The 19,324-nt window shown below is 69.6% G+C and carries 21 protein-coding genes and 1 tRNA gene; 9 read left to right on the top strand and 13 right to left on the bottom strand.

The features are described 5' to 3' along the window. Positions 1 to 2 precede the first annotated feature (2 nt). The 4 genes from arsM to AC0J5J_RS11560 form a co-directional block, all read right to left on the bottom strand. A complete protein-coding gene (gene arsM, locus AC0J5J_RS11545; RefSeq protein ID WP_474898091.1) occupies positions 3 to 887 on the bottom strand; it encodes an arsenite methyltransferase in 885 nt (294 codons plus the stop codon). Positions 888 to 978: 91 nt separating this feature from the next. Further along, complete coding sequence (locus AC0J5J_RS11550; RefSeq protein WP_134424689.1) at positions 979 to 1,731, bottom strand: SGNH/GDSL hydrolase family protein; 753 nt, start codon at positions 1,729 to 1,731, stop codon at positions 979 to 981. Between the two features lie 63 nt (positions 1,732 to 1,794). Then, a complete protein-coding gene (locus tag AC0J5J_RS11555; protein ID WP_134424690.1) occupies positions 1,795 to 2,403 on the bottom strand; it encodes a HEAT repeat domain-containing protein in 609 nt (202 codons plus the stop codon). A gap of 48 nt (positions 2,404 to 2,451) precedes the next feature. Further along, entirely contained in the window at positions 2,452 to 2,916 is a 465-nt protein-coding gene (locus tag AC0J5J_RS11560; RefSeq protein ID WP_474898093.1) for a GNAT family N-acetyltransferase, read from the bottom strand. Positions 2,917 to 2,971: 55 nt separating this feature from the next. Here AC0J5J_RS11560 and AC0J5J_RS11565 point away from each other — a divergent pair, with 55 nt between their 5' ends. Genes AC0J5J_RS11565 through AC0J5J_RS11575 form a run of 3 tightly spaced genes read left to right on the top strand, consistent with a single transcriptional unit; the run spans position 2,972 to position 5,087 of the window. Further along, positions 2,972 to 3,418: an FAS1-like dehydratase domain-containing protein gene (locus tag AC0J5J_RS11565; protein ID WP_474898095.1), complete on the top strand. Its 447-nt coding sequence runs from the start codon at positions 2,972 to 2,974 to the stop codon at positions 3,416 to 3,418. Then, complete coding sequence (locus tag AC0J5J_RS11570) at positions 3,415 to 3,858, top strand: MaoC family dehydratase (protein ID WP_474898097.1); 444 nt, start codon at positions 3,415 to 3,417, stop codon at positions 3,856 to 3,858. Before AC0J5J_RS11565 ends, AC0J5J_RS11570 begins: the two co-directional genes overlap by 4 nt. An 11-nt stretch (positions 3,859 to 3,869) precedes the next feature. Next, a complete protein-coding gene (locus tag AC0J5J_RS11575; RefSeq protein ID WP_134424694.1) occupies positions 3,870 to 5,087 on the top strand; it encodes a UDP-N-acetylmuramate dehydrogenase in 1,218 nt (405 codons plus the stop codon). A gap of 124 nt (positions 5,088 to 5,211) precedes the next feature. Here AC0J5J_RS11575 and AC0J5J_RS11580 read toward each other — a convergent pair whose 3' ends face one another. The 6 genes from AC0J5J_RS11580 to AC0J5J_RS11605 form a co-directional block, all read right to left on the bottom strand. Continuing rightward, positions 5,212 to 5,964: a hypothetical protein gene (locus AC0J5J_RS11580; RefSeq protein ID WP_474898099.1), complete on the bottom strand. Its 753-nt coding sequence runs from the start codon at positions 5,962 to 5,964 to the stop codon at positions 5,212 to 5,214. Next, positions 5,961 to 7,301 (bottom strand): PspC domain-containing protein, encoded by a 1,341-nt coding sequence (locus AC0J5J_RS11585; RefSeq protein ID WP_474898101.1) that lies wholly within the window; start codon positions 7,299 to 7,301, stop codon positions 5,961 to 5,963. The genes AC0J5J_RS11580 and AC0J5J_RS11585 overlap by 4 nt, the downstream gene beginning before the upstream one ends. A gap of 90 nt (positions 7,302 to 7,391) precedes the next feature. After that, on the bottom strand, positions 7,392 to 8,315 hold the full coding sequence (locus AC0J5J_RS11590; RefSeq protein ID WP_474898102.1) for an ABC transporter permease: 924 nt from the start codon (positions 8,313 to 8,315) through the stop codon (positions 7,392 to 7,394). Further along, positions 8,312 to 9,217, bottom strand: coding sequence for an ABC transporter ATP-binding protein (locus AC0J5J_RS11595; RefSeq protein WP_134424698.1), 906 nt, complete (start codon positions 9,215 to 9,217; stop codon positions 8,312 to 8,314). The genes AC0J5J_RS11590 and AC0J5J_RS11595 overlap by 4 nt, the downstream gene beginning before the upstream one ends. A gap of 86 nt (positions 9,218 to 9,303) precedes the next feature. Further along, on the bottom strand, positions 9,304 to 10,242 hold the full coding sequence (locus AC0J5J_RS11600) for a hypothetical protein (protein ID WP_474898104.1): 939 nt from the start codon (positions 10,240 to 10,242) through the stop codon (positions 9,304 to 9,306). A 127-nt stretch (positions 10,243 to 10,369) separates the two neighbouring features. Beyond that, the gene (locus AC0J5J_RS11605; protein ID WP_474898106.1) at positions 10,370 to 11,572 is read right to left on the bottom strand and encodes a pyridoxal phosphate-dependent aminotransferase; all 1,203 of its coding nucleotides are present in this window, start codon (positions 11,570 to 11,572) and stop codon (positions 10,370 to 10,372) included. 171 nt (positions 11,573 to 11,743) lie between these two features. Here AC0J5J_RS11605 and AC0J5J_RS11610 point away from each other — a divergent pair. From AC0J5J_RS11610 to rplA, 5 genes are all read left to right on the top strand, one after another. Then, positions 11,744 to 11,816: transfer RNA gene (locus tag AC0J5J_RS11610), tRNA-Trp, on the top strand. Positions 11,817 to 11,858: 42 nt separating this feature from the next. Continuing rightward, positions 11,859 to 12,134, top strand: coding sequence for a preprotein translocase subunit SecE (secE, locus tag AC0J5J_RS11615; RefSeq protein ID WP_134424701.1), 276 nt, complete (start codon positions 11,859 to 11,861; stop codon positions 12,132 to 12,134). A 134-nt stretch (positions 12,135 to 12,268) separates the two neighbouring features. Further along, positions 12,269 to 13,246, top strand: coding sequence for a transcription termination/antitermination protein NusG (gene nusG, locus AC0J5J_RS11620; RefSeq protein ID WP_134424702.1), 978 nt, complete (start codon positions 12,269 to 12,271; stop codon positions 13,244 to 13,246). Positions 13,247 to 13,364: 118 nt separating this feature from the next. After that, positions 13,365 to 13,796: a 50S ribosomal protein L11 gene (rplK, locus tag AC0J5J_RS11625; RefSeq protein WP_134424703.1), complete on the top strand. Its 432-nt coding sequence runs from the start codon at positions 13,365 to 13,367 to the stop codon at positions 13,794 to 13,796. 92 nt (positions 13,797 to 13,888) lie between these two features. Continuing rightward, positions 13,889 to 14,578, top strand: coding sequence for a 50S ribosomal protein L1 (gene rplA / locus AC0J5J_RS11630; RefSeq protein WP_134363506.1), 690 nt, complete (start codon positions 13,889 to 13,891; stop codon positions 14,576 to 14,578). A gap of 96 nt (positions 14,579 to 14,674) precedes the next feature. Here the strand turns inward: rplA and AC0J5J_RS11635 are convergent, their stop codons facing one another. From AC0J5J_RS11635 to AC0J5J_RS11645, 3 genes are all read right to left on the bottom strand, one after another. Beyond that, on the bottom strand, positions 14,675 to 16,222 hold the full coding sequence (locus AC0J5J_RS11635; RefSeq protein ID WP_474898107.1) for an APC family permease: 1,548 nt from the start codon (positions 16,220 to 16,222) through the stop codon (positions 14,675 to 14,677). Between the two features lie 238 nt (positions 16,223 to 16,460). After that, entirely contained in the window at positions 16,461 to 17,243 is a 783-nt protein-coding gene (locus tag AC0J5J_RS11640; RefSeq protein ID WP_474898108.1) for a cache domain-containing protein, read from the bottom strand. Then, positions 17,221 to 17,994 (bottom strand): FadR/GntR family transcriptional regulator, encoded by a 774-nt coding sequence (locus AC0J5J_RS11645; RefSeq protein ID WP_474898110.1) that lies wholly within the window; start codon positions 17,992 to 17,994, stop codon positions 17,221 to 17,223. Before AC0J5J_RS11645 ends, AC0J5J_RS11640 begins: the two co-directional genes overlap by 23 nt. A 116-nt stretch (positions 17,995 to 18,110) precedes the next feature. Here AC0J5J_RS11645 and AC0J5J_RS11650 point away from each other — a divergent pair, with 116 nt between their 5' ends. Next, the gene (locus AC0J5J_RS11650) at positions 18,111 to 19,310 is read left to right on the top strand and encodes a CaiB/BaiF CoA transferase family protein (protein WP_474898112.1); all 1,200 of its coding nucleotides are present in this window, start codon (positions 18,111 to 18,113) and stop codon (positions 19,308 to 19,310) included. The last annotated feature ends 14 nt before the right edge of the window (positions 19,311 to 19,324 follow it).

Consider the following 19,324-nt stretch of genomic DNA (forward strand, 5'->3'; position numbering starts at 1 on the left):
GACTAGACGGTGCGCGCCGGCTTGACCGCCCGCACGATGGCGCCGTGCATCCCGTCGGTCACCTCGTGGGTCAGGGTGACGCTGACCTGCTCGAAGCCCGCGGCGGCGAGGAACGCCTCGTACTCCGCGATCGAGAGCGCTCCCGCGATGCAGCTCACATGGGAGCCGCGCTCGGCTCGCTGGGCGGGTGCGAGGTGGTTCTCGGCCACGACATCGGACACGCCGACGCGGCCGCCGGGACGCAGCACCCGGAACATCTCCCCGATCACGGCGGGCTTGTCGGTCGACAGGTTGATCACGCAGTTGGAGATGACGACGTCGACGCTGTCGGAGCCCAGCGGGATCTCCTCGATCGTGCCCTTCAGGAACTCCACGTTCCGCGCCTGGGCGGCGGCCGCATTCTGCCGGGCCAGGTCGAGCATCTCGTCGGTCATGTCGAGACCGTAGGCGAAGCCGGTGGGGCCGACCCGACGGGCGGAGAGGAGCACGTCGATGCCCCCGCCCGAGCCGAGGTCGAGCACGGTTTCGCCGGCCTGGAGGTCGGCGACCGCCGTGGGGTTGCCGCAGCCGAGGCTGGCCAGCAGGGCCGCGCCCGGGAGATCCTGGGTCGACGCGGCGTCGTACAGCGCGGAACCGAAGACCAGGCTCTCGTCGATGGCGGCCGGCGCGCAGCAGCTGGCGGCATCCGTTGCCTCGGCGGAGTCGGCGCCGCCGCAGCAGGAGTTCGCCGGGGTATCCGCTGTCGGGGCCGTGGCGTCGGTGCCGCAGCAGCCGGCGGCGGGTGCGTCGGCGAGCAGCGACCGGCGCCCCTCGTTCGTGACCGAGAGGGCCGCGCTCGCGTAACGGGCCCGCACTTCTTCGCGCACCGGGTTGCTGTTCTCGCTCATGGCGTTCTCCCTCGACTGAATACATTGATGACTATCGATGTAATCTACCGCAGAAGATCGATCACCGTCAATCCACGCTCGATCACAGCGATCAGGCGGCGTCGACGGGCTCCAGCATGGGGCGCTTCGGCGGGCGGCCGTCGCCGGAGGAGCGCCCGGTGATGCGGCGGCCGATCCATGGCAGCACGAACTCGCGGTAGTACGCCGCCGTACCCTGCACGTGCTCGTCGGTCGGGGCCGGGGCATCGAGCCATTCCACGGGCACCGGCACGCCCAGGTCGGCCAGCACGTTGGTGGCCACCCGGGTGTGACCGAGAGCGTTGAGGTGCAGCTTGTCGACGGACCAGAACCGCTTGTGCTCCAGCTCGGAGTCGACCCAATTGTCTACGAGCGTCACGCCCGGCCGGTCGAATGCGGCGCGCGCGGCGTCCGCGAGCTGGTCGCCGCGCCGGCGCATCAGATTGCCCAGCGGCAGGTGGTGGGAAGGATTGCCGCCGCTGAGAACCAGAACGTGAACGCCCTGCTCCTCGGCCCGGTCGACGACCTGCTTCATCAGGTTCACGACATAGGGAATCTCGACGCGCGGCCGCATGACGTCGTTGCCGCCGCCGCAGATGCTGAGCAGGTCGGGGCCGAGCGCGAGCGCGGGCTCCAGCTGTTCAGTGACGATCGGGCCGAGCAGCCGGCCGCGCACGGCGAGGTTGGCGTAGGAGACGGGGTGGTCGGATGCCGCGGCGAGGCCGAGCGCGACGAGGTCGGCCCAGCCGCGCACCTGGCCGCCCGGAAGGTCGTCGCCGACGCCTTCCGTGAAGCTGTCGCCGATGGCCACAAAGCGATGGAACATCCGGACCCCCCGTCTCGGTACTGCGTGTGTGCGTTCCGGTCCGTGGACCGGCTACTCGACCGGCTACTCGCTCGGGTGCGTGTGCCGGGTCCCGTGGGTCTGCTCGATGCCCTGACCCTGCTCGACAACAAGGTTCCACCGCTCGTTGAGCACGTCGCGGGCCTGCTGGGCTGCGCGGCGCACCTCCTTGTCGGGGTCGCGCAGACGCTGCACGATCGTGGCGAGGTGGTCGGCGGTGCCCTGGGCGGCCAGCGCGTGCAGGGCCGCGGCGCGCACGCGCGGAACCTCGTCGGTGGTCAGGCGCACCAGCTTGGGTGCCACCTCGAGGCCGCGCAACAGCACGACCTTGGCGCACATCTCGCGCACCCGCCAGGCCTGGTTGTTCATGCCGACGACGATGTACGGCGCGGCCGTTTCGCCCCACACGTAGAGCAGCGCGCGGGCGCCCCACAGCTCGGGCCAGTAAAGGGCCGGGGCACCTTCGAGGATGCCCAGGGCGTGGCGTCCGCCGGCGTAGAGCAGAAAGTCCTTGCCGGCGTTCTTGCCGCGCAGCAGCGCGACGGAATTGTCGATGACGGCCTGTTCGCCATAGTGCGCTACGGCCGCATGGATGCGTTCGGCCGTGGGCAGGTCGATGGGAAGGTCGGGGTGTGGCTCTAATTTGTTAGGCATGGCATGTCTACGGTAGCAAGCGGGCGTGTCGCAGGCCAATGCTTGAGTTCAGGGGAGGCGCTCGCCGGCGGCAAATGTGCGCTCGAAGCCGGTGGCGTTCTCGTAGATCCCGTAGTTGCCGATCTCCCGGTAGCCGAGACGCCGGTAGAGGGCGAGTGCCTCCGGCTGCGCGTGCCCGGTCTCCAGGCGCAGGTGCCGGTAGCCGAGTTCCTGCGCCACCTCCTCGAGGGCGGCAAGCAGGGCCATGGCATGGCCCTGCCGACGGTGCGCCGGGTTGGTCCACATCCGTTTCACCTCGCCCGTGGTCTCGCTCAGGCGACGGATGCCGCCGCCCGCCACGGTCACGCCCCCGTCGAGCAGCACGAGGAAGACGCCACTCGGCGGGTCGAAAGCCTCCGCCGACACGTCGTGCACGGAGTCGCCGTCGCCGTAGCGCTCGTCGTACTCCCGCGCCAGGTCGGCCAGGAGCGGGGCCACCTCAGGGTCACCCAGACGCACGCGCTTGATCTTCACACCAGTCAGTCTGCCCGATGGCGCCGCCCCCGGCGGAGGCCGGTAAACTCGCCCTGTGTCTGTCAACCCCGAACTGCAGGGCCGGGTCTTCCCGCCCGTCGCCCCCTATCTCGTCGGCCGGGAGAAGGTGCGCGAGTTCTCCCGCGCGGTCTTCGCCACGAGCCCGATCAACCTCGACCCGGAGGCCGCGCGCGCCGCGGGCTACGCCGACGTCGTCGCCCCGCCCACGTTCGCCGTGGTCGTGCAGGAGGCCACCCTGGCGCAGCTTCTGGCCGAACCGGATGCCGGCATCGACTTCACCCGCGTCGTGCACGGCGACCAGCGGTTCAGCTTCAGCCGCCCGATCGTGGCCGGCGACGAGCTCACCGCCACGCTGACCGTGGCCAGCGTGAAGAGCCTCGGCGGCCACTCCATGGTGACGGCCGTGTCGACCATCGTCGACGCCGCCGGCGCGCACGTCGTGACCGCCACCTCCACCCTCGTCGTCAGGGGAGACGAATGACTAGCAGCGCAACGCCCGCCACGCCCCGCCTCGCCGACCTGACCGTCGGGGAGATCGTCGCCGAGGGAACCTTCCCGCTCACCCGCGACTCCCTCGTGCACTACGCCGGGGCATCCGGAGATTTCAACCCCATCCACTACCGCGACGACGTGGCCGTGTCCGTGGGGCTGCCCGGCGTGCTCGCGCACGGCATGCTCACCATGGGCTTCGCCGTGCAGCCGGTCGTCGACTGGGCCGGCGACCCCGGCCGCATCGTGGACTACCAGGTGCGCTTCACCCGCCCGGTGCTGGTCCCGGCCGACGATGTCGCGGTCGTGACCGTGGTCGCCAAGGTCGGTGCCCTCGACGCGGATGCCGGCGTGGCCCGCATCGACCTCACCGTTTCGTCGGGCGAGGTGACGGTGCTGGGCAAAGCGCAGGCACGCGTGCGGCTGGCCTGAACGGCACCCCGATGACAAGCCCCGCTGCTTCTGCCTCCCCGATGCCGACCTTCGCCGAGCTGACCACGATGGGCGTCGGCGGCCCGCCCGCCCGCATGGTGTCGCCCACGACCGAGCAGGACCTGGTCGATCAGGCCCTGGACGTGTGGGCGTCGGGCGACGAGTGGCTCGTGCTCGGCGGCGGCTCCAACACGATCGTGGCGGACGAGGGCTTCGACGGCACCGTGATCCGGGTGCTGACGCGCGGGGTGAGCGTCGTCTCGCCCACTTCCGGGGCGTCGCCGCTGCCGTCGTCTGCGCCGTCTGCTTCGTCCGACGAACCCGACGAACCGAACCGGCTGGTGCTGCGCGTGCAGGCCGGCGAGCCCTGGGACGAGCTGGTGGCGTACACGGTGGCGCAGGGCTGGGCCGGCATCGAGGCTCTCTCGGGCATCCCCGGATCCACCGGGGCGGCCCCGGTGCAGAACATCGGCGCCTACGGTCAGGAGCTCGGCACCACCCTGTCGGCCATCGACTTCCTCGACTACGAGTCCGGCGAACGGCGACGTCTGGAGGCCGGCGCGCTGGCCCTGGGCTACCGCACCTCGGCCCTGAAGCAGGGGCTTCGCGGCCTGGTGATCGCGGTCGAGCTGAACCTGCACGACACGCGGAGTGAGGCATCCGTTCTCGGCAGCGCGCTCAGCCGGCCGGTGGCCTTTCCGCAGCTCGCGACGGCGCTGGGGGTGCAACTGGGTGACCGGGTGCCGCTCGCGCAACTGCGGGCCGCCGTGCTGGCCCTGCGCGCCGCCAAGGGCATGGTGCTCGACCCGGACGACGCCGATACCCGCAGTGCCGGTTCGTTCTTCACGAACCCGATCGTGTCGCTGGCGTTCTCGCGCACGCTCCCGGACGCCGTGCCGCGCTGGCCGCTGTCGGAGCAGAACCTGCCCGACCGGGTGATCCCGCTGGACGAGTATGCCGGCGTCGGGCCCATCCCCGGGGAGCGGCCCGTGCCGCTGGTGAAGCTGAGCGCGGCCTGGCTGATCGAGCACTCCGGGATCGGTCGGGGCTTCCGCCTGCCGGGGTCCCGCGCCGCGATCTCCAGCAAGCACTCCCTCGCGTTGACGAACACGGGCGGTGCCACCGCCGACGAGATCGCTCAGCTCGCCCGCCTGGTGGAGGCCCGCGTTCAGTCCGAGTTCGGCGTCATCCTGCAGCCCGAGCCCATCCTCGTCGGCCTAGACGCCTAACCCCCTCCCTCCCTCCCCTCCCTCCCCCCGCTCAGCCACGGCCGCGAGAGCGCAAAATGTGCCCCTTCGGCGCCGACGAAAGGGCACATTTTGCGCTCTCGCGAGCTTGGAAGCCCTCGAGGCTTCAGGGGGCTCGGCGGAGGGCGGCGATGATGCCGACGACGATCAGAAGCAGCCCGATCAGGATCACACCCCCGAGCAGCCAGAGCGTGGGGTCGGCGGGCGTGGGCACCAGCACACCGAGGAGCACGTAGCCTGCCAGCGAGAGCAGAATGACACCCCAGACGATGGTGCCGAAGAGAGGCCGGCTGCGGGGTCTGACGGATGCCGCGGGCAGCGCCGGCTCCGGGGCGAGGTACGTCGGCGGTGCGGGGGCGAGCGGCGGCGGCGTCACCGGGGGCAGGTACGGCGGTTCGGGGGGAAAATACGCCGGGGGTTCGGGCGCGAGCAGCGGCGATTCAGGGGTGAGGGAGCCCATCGACTCGGTGTCGGCATGGTGGGACACCGTGGGCCCGCCGGGCCCGCCGTGCGTCGGGTCGGTGTCGTCGGGGTCGTCCGAGCCGCCGGTGGCCTCCATGGAATACTCCGGGATGGGGCTCGGATAGGCGACCGTGTGGTCCGCGGCGGAGTCGGCGGTCTCCACCTCGATCTCGGGACCTGCAGCGCCCGGCCCCTCGCCTTCTGAGGGTGCTGGGCCGGGCGCCGCCGTCACGGCGATGACGGAGGTGATGGCGTCCGCGAACCGGTCGTCGACCGGGGGGTTGGGTACACCGTCCGGAAGCTGCGGTTCCAGGATCGGTTTCCGGGTCGGAGGCTGCTCCGGTTCCGACTCCGGTTCCGGAGCCGGTTGCTCGGTCGGGTCGGGGGCCGCGGTCATGAGGATTCCAGACGGGCCGGGGCGATGACGGTGACCTGGCCGAGGGCCGTCCAGACCCGGATGCGGGTCACGGTGCGGGCGTCGTCGTCGTTGAAGGTGTGCACATCGCGGAAGAAGATGCCGCCCCGCTCGGCAGCGGCGGCGTCGCCGACGTAGTCGATCCCGCCGATCAGCGCGGTCGTCTCCACCTGCACCGGCCGGTCGCTCGGCAGGATCAGCTCGGTGACGCCGACGCCCATCCACACGTCAATGGTGCGTTCTGCGGCGCCGGCGGCATCCAGGGCGGTGAGATCGAGGGTTGCCCGGCCGGCCAGAACGGCGTAACCGGGGGGCGTGGAGGCGGCGTCGGCGCTGACGGTCCAGACCGGCGCGCCAATCGGGAAGAACGCGGTGCCGCTGGGAAACAGGCCCAGGAAGACGAGCGCGACGGCCGTGAGAAAGGCGAACCCGCCCACGGCACCGCTCTGTTTGCCGCGGATGCCCGACACGATGACGCCGAGGGCGAGCACGCCCAGCGTGACGGACAGGCCCACCAGCAGCGCGGCATCCGACCAGTCGCCGCCGGACCACAGACCGGCGGCGACGGCTCCGCACAGCAGCGCCAGGCCGAGCACGATCGCGCTGAAGCCGGCACCGGGCCGGCGGTCGCGCCACGACCCGCGCCCGGGAGGAGGGCCCGTGGGTGCGGCACCGGCTGTTCCGGCGAGGCCCGGAGAGCTGACGAAGCCGCCGGTGCCGACCGTGCTCCCGGTGGGGTCGAAGGCGCCGGCGGCCGGGCCGGTCACGGGGCGCCCGGCGCCGGATGCGGCGGCACTGAGGACGGCGCCGGCCGGAGTCGCCGTGCGTCGCGCCAGGAAGACGACGAGCCAGATGATCCCGATGGTCACAGCCACGCTCCAGCCGACCGCGAGGGTGGTTGCCAGCCAGTCGGGCAACCCTGCCGGCGGGGCCTGCCACCACAGGTTGCGCGTATACGAGGCGAAGCTGAGGGCCGCCAGCGCGACGATCCCGATCATGGCGGGCTCGAAGACGCCGCGCACGGTCTGCTCGGCATGGATGCGCCCGGTCGCGTCGGGCAGCAGCGCCCAGCCGACCGCATAGGCGAAGAGGACCGGGCCGCCGAGCACGCCCAGCACGATCGTCACCACGCGCACGAGAGTGGGGTTCAGCCCGGCCCGCAGCGCCACGCCGCCGCAGACCCCGGCCAGCCAGCGGTCAGTGCCGCGCACGATCCCCGTAGTGCGCATGGCCGCGAAGAAGTCATTGCCGCGGCCGGGCCCAGGGCCTGCCGGGCCCGACCGCGGCGGCGTCGTCTGACTGTCGGGAGGGTCGGTCATCCTGACAGTGTGCCCGCGGTGCACCGCACCGACAATCCCGGGCGACGCCGGGCCCGGTCGAGCCGGCCACGGATGCCCCGGGCCGGGCGCCTAGGTGTCCTTGCGGATCCAGCGGAATGTGACCCGGCTGAGCACGAGTCCCACCACCAGCCAGATGGCCAGATTCAGCGCGATCAGCGGAAATTCCCAGGCGCCGGTCTGCTCCAGGCTGGCGAAGCTGTCGGGCAGGAACACGCCGCGCATGCCCTGCGCCATCCACTTCAGCGGGAACACGCTGGCGAGATTCTGCATCCATTCAGGCAGCACGTAGAACTGCAGGTAGACGCCTGAGATGAACTGCAGGATCAGCACGATGGGGATGATCACGGCGGTCGCGCTCTTGCCCGAGCGAGGCAGAGCGGAAAGGGCGATGCCGAGGAACGCACTCGTGATGACGCCCAGCAGGAACACCCAGGCGAAGGTCAGCCACTTCTCCGGCTCGGTCGGCAGGTCGATGCCGAGCAGCACGCGGGCCACCAGGATCAGCAGGGCTGCCTGGAAGATTCCGGTGACCAGAACCTGACCGATCTTGCCCATGAAGTAGCTCAGCGGTGAGAGCGGGGTGCCGCCGAGTCGCTTGAGCGTGCCGTCGCCCTTCTCCCCGGCGATGTCCACGGCGAGGTTCTGCACCCCCGAGAGCAGCATCCCCGCGGCGAGCATGCCGGGCAGGTAGTAGGCACCCACACTGATGCCGCCGGAGCCGTCCGGTGCGGTGCCGATGTTGCCGGAGGCGCCGAACGCGGCCGTGAAGATGGCCAGCATGATGAACGGGAACAGGAAGGTGAAGAACACGCTGTCCGTGGTTCGGAAGTACATCCGGGTCTCGTAGCCGATCCGGGAGAGGCCGATTCGCAGCACGCTGAGCCCCCCGGTGCGGGGACGCGGGCTCTCGGCGCTCGCCGCGGTGCTCGCCGCGGCGGTTGCTCTGGCGCTCGCCGCGGTGCGGGAGTCTGTTCCGGGAATGCCGTTGCTCATGCGAGCACCTCCGTGTCGTCCTCGAGGGAGTCTGCCGCGTCGTTCGACGGCCGGCTGCCACGCACCAGGCCGAGGTAGATGTCCTCCAGGCTGGGCCGGATCACCTCGAGATCGGCGGGTTCACCGCCGGATGCCGCCCCGAGCTCCGCCACGAGTCGCGCCGGTTCCTGCGTGCGTTTTTCCTGGAGCCGGCCGGAGGCGTCGCGCCAGCGCACGAGCGGCACCCGGGCATCCGTGCCGCCGATCTCGCCGATGGCGCCGATGTCGATCAGGAGGCCGTCGTTGATCACGCCCGCCCGGTCACCGAGCTGGGCGGCCTCGTCGAGGTAATGCGTGGTGAGAAGGATGGTCGTGCCCTCGGCCTTGAGGCGGCGCACGAGGTCCCAGAACTGGTGCCGCGCCTCGGGGTCGAAGCCCGTGGTGGGCTCGTCCAGGAACAGGAGTTCCGGGCGGCCGATGATGCCCAGCGCCACGTCGACGCGGCGGCGCTGCCCGCCGGAGAGTTTGCTGATGCGGGTCTTCGCCTTCGCCTCCAGCCCTACGGCCTCGATCACCTCGGCCACGCGGCGCGGCCGGGGGTACAGGCCGGCGAAGTGGGTGAGCTGCTCGGTGACGGTGACGTTGCCGCTCTCCCCGGTGGACTGCAGCACGATGCCGAGGCGCGACTTCCAGGCCAGGCCGCCGCGTTGCGGATCGACCCCGAGCACGCTGACCTCGCCGGAGCTGCGGTCGCGGTATCCCTCGAGGATCTCGATCGCGGTGCTCTTGCCTGCCCCATTCGGGCCGAGCAGGGCGAAGGTCTCACCGGCCTCGATGTCGAAGCTGATGCCGCGAACCGCCTCGAAGTTTCCGTAGGACTTGCGCAGGTCGCGCACACGCACGACCGGGGAGGAATGTTCCATGAGAGAAGGGTCGCATGCCCAGCTCCCCGGAGGAAGCGTCGCGCGCGAAACGACGACTTTGAGGTGTGCAGGCCCGCCTGCACCCCTCAAAGTCGTCGTTTCGGCGGCCGGAGCTGACCGGTCCAGCCCCGACGGCGCAGGTTGGCGGCAATGCGCCCGGCCAGGGCGGCCTCGTGGTGCAGATCGTCGGCGTTGACCCGGGTGACGTGGAGGCCCTCCGCCTCGACATCGGCCGTTCGGGTGAGGTCGCGGCGCCACTGGGCCAAGTCGGTTCGGTGATGGTCGCCCTCATACTCGACCAGTTCGCCGTAGTCCCGGAAATACAGGTCTGCGCGTGCGATCAGGCGGCCATGCCGGTCATGGATGGGATGGTTGACCAGAGGCTTCGGCAGCCCGTGCGTGACGGTGATGACCCGCACCTCCGACTCCGGCGGCGATTCGGCCCGGTCGCTGAGCAGCGGCAGCGCCTGGCGCAGCAGAGCGTGCCCCCGTCGACCGGCGTGCCGCTCGACGGCCCCGGCGAGCTCCTGCAGGGTGACGAGCGGCATCCGCCTGTGGATCAGGTAGTCACCGGCTGCCACGAGCTGGCGCAGGGTGAGGACCGTCGCCAGATCGCACCAGGTGCGCGCCGGGCTGGTGACCGGCAGGCCGTGCCAGAGCCGCAGATCGGTGCGGTCAAGTCGGAGGGAGTGCCCGACGATGCCGTTGCTGCGCAGGGAACGGTCTGGAGCGGCGACGCCGATGTGCACCTCGTCCCGCTCCGACAGCGGGAGCGGCACGGGGATGCCGATGATCAGCGCGGCTGTGTGATGGCTGAAGAAGGAGCCGGTAGGCATCCGTCGCAGAATTGCGTTGCACCGCTCGAGCGTGGTCAGGGCACCGGATGCGACGACGCGGATTCCCCAGAACGGCCGAGCCAGGTCCGTGGCCCGCATTCGATCCCGCGAGAGGCCCCCGCGCAGGCCGTCGCCCACGCGGAAGGCGCCGGCATCGAGCGGCGGAGGTAGAGGCGAGCGCGCGGTCACGCCTCGAGGTTGCCCTATCGGTGCCGACGGCGCCGGAGATTGTGCACAGGCACCGCCGAACCGCCAAGAGTGGGGGGTTGAGAGAGCTTCTGACCCCTCAAAGCTGTCGGTTCACCGGCGCGCGCCGCTAGGCGAAGAGGCGCTGCAGGCGCTGCACACCCTCGAGCAGGGCGGCGTCGCCGAGCGCGTAGGAGAAGCGCAGGTAGCCGCTGGGGCCGAACGCCTCGCCGGGTACGACGGCAACCTCGGCCTGGTCCAGGATGAGGTCGGCCAGCTCCAGGGAAGTGGTCGGGGTGACGCCGCCCCAGGTGCGTCCGAGCAGGCCGGTGACGTCGGGGTAGACGTAGAACGCGCCCTGCGGCGTCGGGGCGACGATGCCGGGGATCTTGTTCAGCTCGGCGACGATGACCTGGCGGCGACGGTCGAAGGCGTCACGCATGGCGATCGCGGCATCCTGAGGCCCGTTCAGGGCGGCGATGCCCGCGCGCTGGGAGATGTTCGACACATTCGAGGTCAGGTGCGACTGCAGGTTGGCGGCGGCCTTCATCGCGTCCTGCGCGCCGACCATCCAGCCCAGGCGCCAGCCGGTCATGGCGTAGGTCTTGGCGACGCCGTTGACCAGGATGGTGCGGTCGGCCAGGGCGGGCACGGCCTCCACGATCGAGGTGGCGCGCACGCCGTCATACGTCAGGTTCTGGTAGATCTCGTCGCTGATGATCCAGAGGCCGTGCTCCTCGGCCCAGTCGCCGATGGCCTTGGTCTGCTCGGGTGAGTACACGGAACCGGTGGGGTTGGACGGGGACACGAACAGCAGCACCTTGGTGCGGGGCGTGCGAGCAGCCTCGAGCTGCTCGACGGTGACGAGGTAGTTCTGGTCGCTGCCGGCGAAGACGTCGACCTGCACGCCGCCGGCCAGGCGGATGGACTCCGGGTAGGTGGTCCAGTACGGGGTGGGAACGAGGACCTCGTCGCCTGGGTCGAGCAGCGTGGCGAAGGCCTGGTAGACGGCCTGCTTGCCGCCGTTGGTGACGACGACCTGGCTGGGGGAGATCTGGAGGCCGCTGTCGCGGAGGGTCTTGGCCGCGATGGCCTCGCGCAGGTCGGGGAGCCCGGCCGCCGGTGTGTACCGGTGGTTCTTCGGGTCGCGCACGGCGACGAGGGCCGCCTCGACGATGTGTTCCGGGGTGGGGAAGTCAGGCTCGCCCGCGGCGAAACTGATGACCGGCCGGCCGGCGGCCTGCAGGGACTTGGCCTTGCCGTCCACCTTGAGGGTTGCCGACTCCGCAATGGAGCCGATACGGGTAGAGATTCGCTTCAGTTCGTGGGCCACGCTTCGAGCATACGGGGCATCCTCACTTTGGTGGGGCTGCCCCAGCTTTACAGTGGCCGTCCCGTGACCTAGACTCGATGAGGTAATTGAATTCTGCCATGCTTTTTTGCGCCCGCTTTGTGGTTCATTTTCGGGGAGTGTGCACGACGAGGTAGTCTGAATTCGTTCCATAGGGTGGTGGCTCAATTGGTAGAGCAGCGGTCTCCAAAACCGCAGGTTGCAGGTTCGAGTCCTGTCCGCCCTGCAAGTCGGTGGCATTCCGTCGGCACATGAAAGGTGTAATCAGGTGGCCCGAAAAGTTGTCGACGAACCCAGTGAGGAAATCGTCGCGAACGCGAAAATTGCGCGCGATTCCAAGCGCGGTCCTTTCGCTCGGATGTCCCTGTTCATCCAGCAGGTCATGGCGGAACTCCGCAAGGTCGTCACTCCCACCCGCAAGGAGCTCCTGAGCTACACGGGAGTCGTGCTGGTTTTCGTCATCATCATGATGGTCATCGTTTCCGCCTTCGACTGGGTGTTCGCACTCGCCGTCACCTATGTGTTCGGAACGCCGGGCGGATAACTCAGCTGCCGTAGCCGGGTCGCATCGAGCGATCATGGCCACGCACCAGTGAAGAAGAGTCACTGCAAAATTCATGGCAAACGCTGTCTGGGCCACGAATTCGTGCCCATGCAATAGAAAAGGATTGAAATTTAGTGACTGACACGAATCGCGACGACGTCGACTGGGCCACCGCCGCCGAGCAGTCCTCCACCGAGGACGAGGCGCAGGAGGGCAACACCCTCGCCGCCGACGAAGACTCCGTAGAGGCCGCCGAGCAGGTCGCCGTGCACGTGTTCGATCCGAGCGTGGGCGTGGAAGTCAACCTCGACGCCGCGCTCGACGCGCTGGCCGAGACCGCTGACCCGGCCGCTGACGCACTCGTCGACGACGCCCTCGACATCGACTCCGCCGACGAGGCCGAGGCCGCCGTCGAAGCCGTTGAAGGCGAAGAGGCAGCCGATGCCGCCGAGGCAACGGATGCCGCGGCCGAGCCCGCCGAAGACGAGACCCCCGAAGACCCCTACGAAGAATTCCGCAAGGAGCTGCGCTTCCAGCCCGGCAAGTGGTTCGTCATCCACTCCTACGCCGGCTTCGAGCGCCGTGTGAAGTCGAACATCGAGAACCGCAAGCAGTCCATGGCCATGGAAGATTTCATCTACCAGGTCGAGGTTCCGATGGAAGACGTCGTCGAGATCAAGAACGGCCAGCGCAAGATGGTCACCCGCGTGCGCATCCCCGGCTACGTGCTGGTCCGCATGGACCTCAACGAAGACAGCTGGTCCGTGGTGCGTCACACGCCCGGCGTCACCGGCTTCGTGGGCAACGCGCACAACCCCACGCCGCTGCGCTTCGAGGAAGCCTTCGGCATGCTGAAGAGCCTCGTCGAGATTCAGGACGTCCCCACCGCCAAGACCGGCGGCCACGGCGGCAAGGTTCCGACCCGCGCCCTCCCGGCCGAGATCGACTACGAGATCGGCGAGACGATCACGATCAAGGAAGGCTCGTTCGCTGGCCTGCCCGGATCGATCAGCGAGATCAAGGCGGAGAGCGGCAAGCTCATCGTGCTGGTTTCCCTCTTCGAGCGCGAGACCCCGGTGGAGCTCAGCTTCGACCAGGTCACCAAGCTCTAGACCGCCCAGCACCACACGGGTTCGCGCCCGCACCCCACAGATTTAAGTTCACCGGGGCCCGTCCGGGCCACCGGGAGAGCGGCCCTGGCTGCTCGTCATTACAAAGTAAGGAAGAACAATGGCACCGAAGAAGAAGGTAACTGGTCTGATCAAGCTTCAGATCAAGGCCGGCGCCGCCAACCCCGCACCGCCCATCGGGCCGGCACTGGGTCAGCACGGCGTCAACATCATGGAATTCTGCAAGGCGTATAACGCTCAGACGGAATCCCAGCGCGGCAACGTCATCCCGGTGGAAATCACCGTCTACGACGACCGTTCATTCACGTTCATCCTGAAGACCCCGCCGGCGGCGGAGCTCATCAAGAAGGCGGCCGGCGTCGCCAAGGGCAGCGGCACCCCGCACACCGTCAAGGTTGCCAAGCTCACCAAGGCTCAGGTCCGCGAAATCGCCGAGGCCAAGATGGTTGACCTCAACGCCAACGACCTCGACGCAGCGTCGAAGATCATCGCCGGCACCGCCCGCTCCATGGGCATCACGGTCGAGGCGTAACCACCTCCACCCGGCATCCGCCACCAGCACGACGTGGAAGAGCCCGCCAGGCTCGCACCACACTCTCAATTTCGTTTTACAGGAGATTCAACATGGCACAGAAGTCAAAGGCCTACCGGGCCGCGGCCGAGAAGATCGACGCCGACAAGTTCTACACCCCGACCGAGGCCGTCACTCTGGCCCGGGAGACCGGTTCCGCTAACTTCAACTCGACCGTTGAGGTTGCCCTCAAGCTCGGCGTGGACCCCCGCAAGGCTGACCAGATGGTTCGCGGCACCGTGATTCTTCCTCACGGCACCGGCCGCACCGCCCGCGTCATCGTGTTCGCAACGGGCCCCGCGGCCGAGGCGGCCATCGCTGCCGGCGCCGACGAGGTCGGTGGCGACGAGCTCATCGAGAAGGTGGCCGCCGGCTACACCTCGTTCGACTCCGCCGTCTCCACCCCGGAGCTCATGGGCAAGGTCGGTCGTCTGGGTAAGGTCCTCGGCCCGCGCGGCCTCATGCCGAACCCGAAGACCGGAACCGTGACGCCCGACGTCGCGCGCGCCGTGTCCGACATCAAGGGCGGAAAGATCGCGTTCCGCGTCGACAAGCACGCCAACGTGCAGTTCGTCGTCGGCAAGGCGTCCTTCACCGCCGAGCAGCTGAACGAGAACATCAGCGCGGCTCTCGAGGAGATCGTGCGCCTCAAGCCCAGCTCGTCCAAGGGCCGCTACATCATGAAGGGTGCCGTTTCGACCACGTTCGGCCCCGGCATCCAGCTCGATGTGAACAGCATCTAGTCAGTTTCACCGCGGTTCTGCCGCACCAGGAAGGGCCCGTCGCGAGACGGGCCCTTCCTTCGTTAACGCCGGCGGACGCGAGGCCCGGGCAGGTGCTCAGTCGTGGGCGGCCGTTGGGCGGGCATCCGTGCGCTCGGCGTTCTGCGGATGTGCGCGGAGCATGGCCGCGACGGCGATCGCGTCTCCCTCCGGCTGGTGCGACGCGCTGTGCGGCTGGGCGATGAAGAGGTAGAGCAGGCCGCTTCCCATCACCACGCCCAGCCCGATCAGCACGATCCAGTCGTCGAGGAACACCCCGGACGTGCCGGGCCGGGCCAGCAGGACCATGGCGAAGATGCCGTACGCCAGGGCGATCACGTTCACGATGAATCCGAGCGGCCCGAGGTTGAACGGCCCGGCCGGCCGCCAGCCCTTGACGCGCTGGCGGAGCGCAGCCAGCACCACGGCTTGGAACGCGACGTAGATGCCCAGCACCGCGAAAGCCGTGATCTGGGTCAGGATCGTGCTGCCACCCACATAGATCAGGATGCAGAACAGCAGCGGGATCGTGCAGGCCACGATCAGCGCGTTGACGGGGACGGCCGTGCGGGGGGACACGCGGCCCAGCCAGGTGCTGCCGGGGATCATGCCGTCCCGGGCGAACGAGAACAGGAGCCGGCTCGCCGCGGCCTGCAGGCTGAGCACGCAGGACAGGAACGCCGTGATCGCGACGACCAGGAACAGGTTGGCGCCGACCGTGCCGAGGGTGGCGTCGAGGATCGCGGGGATCGGGTCCACATCGGTGCCGTCGACCACGGCCTGCAGATCGGGTGCGGCCAGCACGTAGCCGCCGAAGGAGAAGAGGGCGGAGACCCCGCCCACCAGAATGGTGAGGATCATGGCTCGCGGGATGCCCCTGGCCGGGTCGGGCACTTCCTCGGCGACATCGCCGCAGGCCTCGAATCCGTAGAACAGGAACAGGCCGGCGAGGGCGGCACCCAGGAACGCGGCGGCGTAGGTGCCGTCGCCCTGCACCCCCATGGTGTCGAAGAAGACGCCGAACTCCTGCTTGCGCTGGAAGACGAGCAGGTAGAGGCCGAGGCCGATCACGCCGACCAGTTCGGCGGCGAGACCGATGCGGGCGACCCGCGCAAGCATCTTCGTGCCGGAGAAGTTGAACAGGAAGGCAACCACGAGGAACAGCACCGAGAGGCCGAGGGTCACCTCCTTGGTCACGGGGGCGTTGATCAGGCTGCCGAGGAAGCCGCTGCCGAATTCCGCGACGGCGGTGATCGTGACGAGCATCGCCCAGACGTAGACCCAGGCGGCCATCCAGGCGTAGCGCTTGCCCCAGAGGCGCCGGGTCCACGGGTAGATGCCGCCCGCGATCGGATACTGGGACACGACCTCCCCGAAGACGAGGGCCACGAGCAGCTGCCCGGTGCCCACGATGACGAGCCAGAAGATCGAGGGTGGCCCGCCCGTGCTCAGGGCGAGCGCAAAGAGCGAGTACACGCCCACGAGTGGGGAGAGGTAGGTGAATCCCAGGGCGAAGTTGCCCCAGAGTGACATGGAGCGATGGAACGAGTCCTCGTAGCCGAGGGCTTTGAGGTGCTCGGCGTCGCCGAGCCCCTTCTTCTGTGGAGATGAGTTCGCTGACATCATGACCTTTCCGATCGAGCCGGAGGGACGCGGCCACCCAGACGTGGCCGCGGGCATCTCGTGGGTGTGCTCAACATAGTGGATGCCCGCCATCAAAGGTATAGAACCGGATGATTGATTTTCCGGCGACAGTTCCCGTTCCGGTCGAGAGTGACCCGCGGAACGGGCACTCTCGACCGGAAAGGTGCTATCTGACGGGGGCCTGAGGGTGCGACGGCTTTCCTGTCACGGGCCGCGATGGTCAGTGCGGGGCAGTCCGCACCCGCATGGCGAGCAGGAACGGGGTGCCCGGGCACGGCACCTGCACGTAATCGGCCAGCGGATGCCGCCCGTTCGGCAGCACGTCACCGGGAGGCAGCGAGGGCTCGGTCGACGTGACGACGCGACCGGCCGCGTTGACCAGTGCAACCGGGCTCGCCAGGGCGAGGAAATGGGGCAGCAACACCTGTTCGAGGCTCTTCACGGAGACATCCGCTCCGACGACGCCGACCATTTCCTCCCCGACCCGCACAGGCATGGTCAGCGTGATCACGTAGTCGAACGTGCACAGGTGGTCGACGTAGGGGCCGGTGACATGGGTCCGGGCGGTCGCTTCGGGGACCTGGTACCACTCCAGCTCCCGGAAATCGCGCAGGAATTCGGTGTTCACCCGCGCAGCGAGGTCCAGCCGGCTCGGCGCCGTCGTGGTGCCGAGCAACGGGGTGCCGGCGAGCGGGCCCAGCCACCAGGCGAAATGGAACTCGCGCCCGGTCACGAACTGCGGCGCAGCGATGAAGCCCGCGCCGATCATCAGTGACGCCGGGTCGGGCGTCATCGCCCGGGGCGTGCCTCGCAGGGCGGGCACGACGAGCCGTTCCACCAGGGCATCCAACTCCGCCGCCTGTACCGGTCCGGCGCTGACGATCAGGTCGCGCCAACCGCCGAGGATGTGAAAGGCGCGGGCGAAGATGTCGCTGACCTCGGCGACGCAGGAGGCCAGGGTGACCGGGGCATCCGTGGACTCAGGCGGTAGCGACGGCTGCATAGAGCGGCCCGCCCCGTTCGGTTCTCGTCTTCGCCGCGAGCAGCCACTCGCTCAGCTCCCGCGCCTGGTCGGCGACCAGGGTGCGCGCCGCCAGCGGCTCGCCGCGGGCGATGGCGGCGGCGATCTCCCTGTTGCCCGTCGCCACCCGGTCGCGAGCCTGCGGGTCGCCGAGGGCGAGCAGCAGCAGCGGACCGAATTCCGCCTGCAAACGGATGTGCTCGCGCACCAGCCGCGGCGACTGGCTGAGGACCGCGAGCTCGAGGAGGAACCCGCCCGCGGTGGCGCGGGCTCCGGCGGCCCCGCTTCCCGGCGCGGTGTGCAGCCATCCGCGGAGCCGGTCGGCGTCGGCGGGGGAGGCGCGCAGGGCAGCGCGTTCGGCGCAGCCCTCGAGGATCGTGGAGAAATACACGAACAGGTCGGACAGCTCCACCTGGGCCAGGCCGCGGAGCCGGGACTGCAGCAGCGTGCCGTGCGGGGCATCCGTCTGAATCACGAAGCTGCCGCCCTCGCGGCCGCGACGGGTCTCGACCAGGGCTGCGTCACGCAGCATGACGAGGGCGTCGCGCACGGTGATCAGGGCCACTCCGAAGCGCCGCGCCAGTTCCTGCTCGCTCGGCAGACGCTCGCCCGGGGTGAGCACACCGAGGATGATGGCGTCGGTGAGGCGCCGCGCGACCTGTTCGGCGCGCCCGGCTTCGTCCAGCTGCGCGAAGATCGCCTCCCGGGCTCCGGGTCGCAGCTGAGGCTCCATGGGCCCAATCTAGCGGAACGGCGTCGAGGTGACGGAGCCAATCATTCGCTATAGGATCAATTCACAGCGACCACTGGCGGAGCCCGTGGTCGAGTCGACGGGGACAGGGGTGGGTCGTGCCGCAGGACAGAACCGCGCAGCCGCTGGCGGGCCTGCGTGTCGCCGATTTCTCGCGGGTGCTGGCCGGGCCCTACGCCACCATGATGCTGGCCGACTTCGGCGCCGACGTGATCAAGATCGAGAGTCCAACCGGCGACGACACCCGCCAGTGGCGGCCCCCGGTGGACGCGCAGGGAGACTCGACCTACTTCGGATCGGTGAACCGCAACAAGCGGAGCGTCGTCTGCGACCTCGGCACCGACGCCGGTCTGGCCGAGGCCCGGCACCTCGCGGAGACCGCCGACGTCGTGGTGGAGAACTTCCGGCCGGGAGTGATGGACCGCTTCGGGCTGGGCTTCGAGCAGGTGGCGGCCGCCAACCCGCGGGTCGTGTACTGCTCGATCACCGGTTTCGGCGCGGGCACCGGCGCGCGCCTGCCCGGATACGACCTGCTGGTGCAGGCGGTCGGCGGGCTGATGAGCGTCACCGGGCGCCCGGACGAGGAGCCGAGCAAAGTGGGGGTGGCCCTCGTGGACGTGCTCACCGGGCTCAACGCGCTGAGCGGCATCCTGCTCGCGCTGCGTGCGCGCGACGCGGCCGACGCCGACGTCGGCACCGCCGCCGGCCACCGGGTGGAGGTGGACCTGCTGACCACCCTGCTCTCCGCGCTGACCAACCAGGCCGCCGGCACGCTCGCGACCGGGCAGTCGCCGGTCCGGCTGGGCAACGCCCACCCGAGCATCGCCCCCTACGAACTCTTCGACGCCGCCGACCGGCCGCTGGTGATCGCGGTGGGCAACGACCGCCAGTTCCGCACCCTGGTGCGCCTGCTCGGGGCGCCCGGACTCGCCGACGACGACCGGTTTCGCGGCAACGGTGACCGGGTGCGGCACCGGGCGCTGCTCAAGACCGTGCTCGAAGACCTGCTCCGGCCCGAGCCTGCCGCGCACTGGGTGGGCATTCTGACGGATGCCGGCGTGCCGGCCGGCCAGGTCAACTCCCTCGACGAGGCCTTCGCCTTCGCCTCCGCGCTGGGGCTGGACCCGGTGGTCGAACTCGATCAGGCCGGCCGTAGCAGCCGGCAGGTTGCCAACCCCATCCACCTCGCCGGCCGACCGCCCGCGTACCGCCTGTGCCCTCCGCGGCTGGGCGAGCACGCCGGTGCCGACTGGCTCGATCCCGCTCGTGTTCCGCCGACCCCCGAAGGACTCTCGTGACCGCCGCAGCCCGC

The organism is Cryobacterium sp. TS_SC_7 (genome assembly GCF_056156285.1).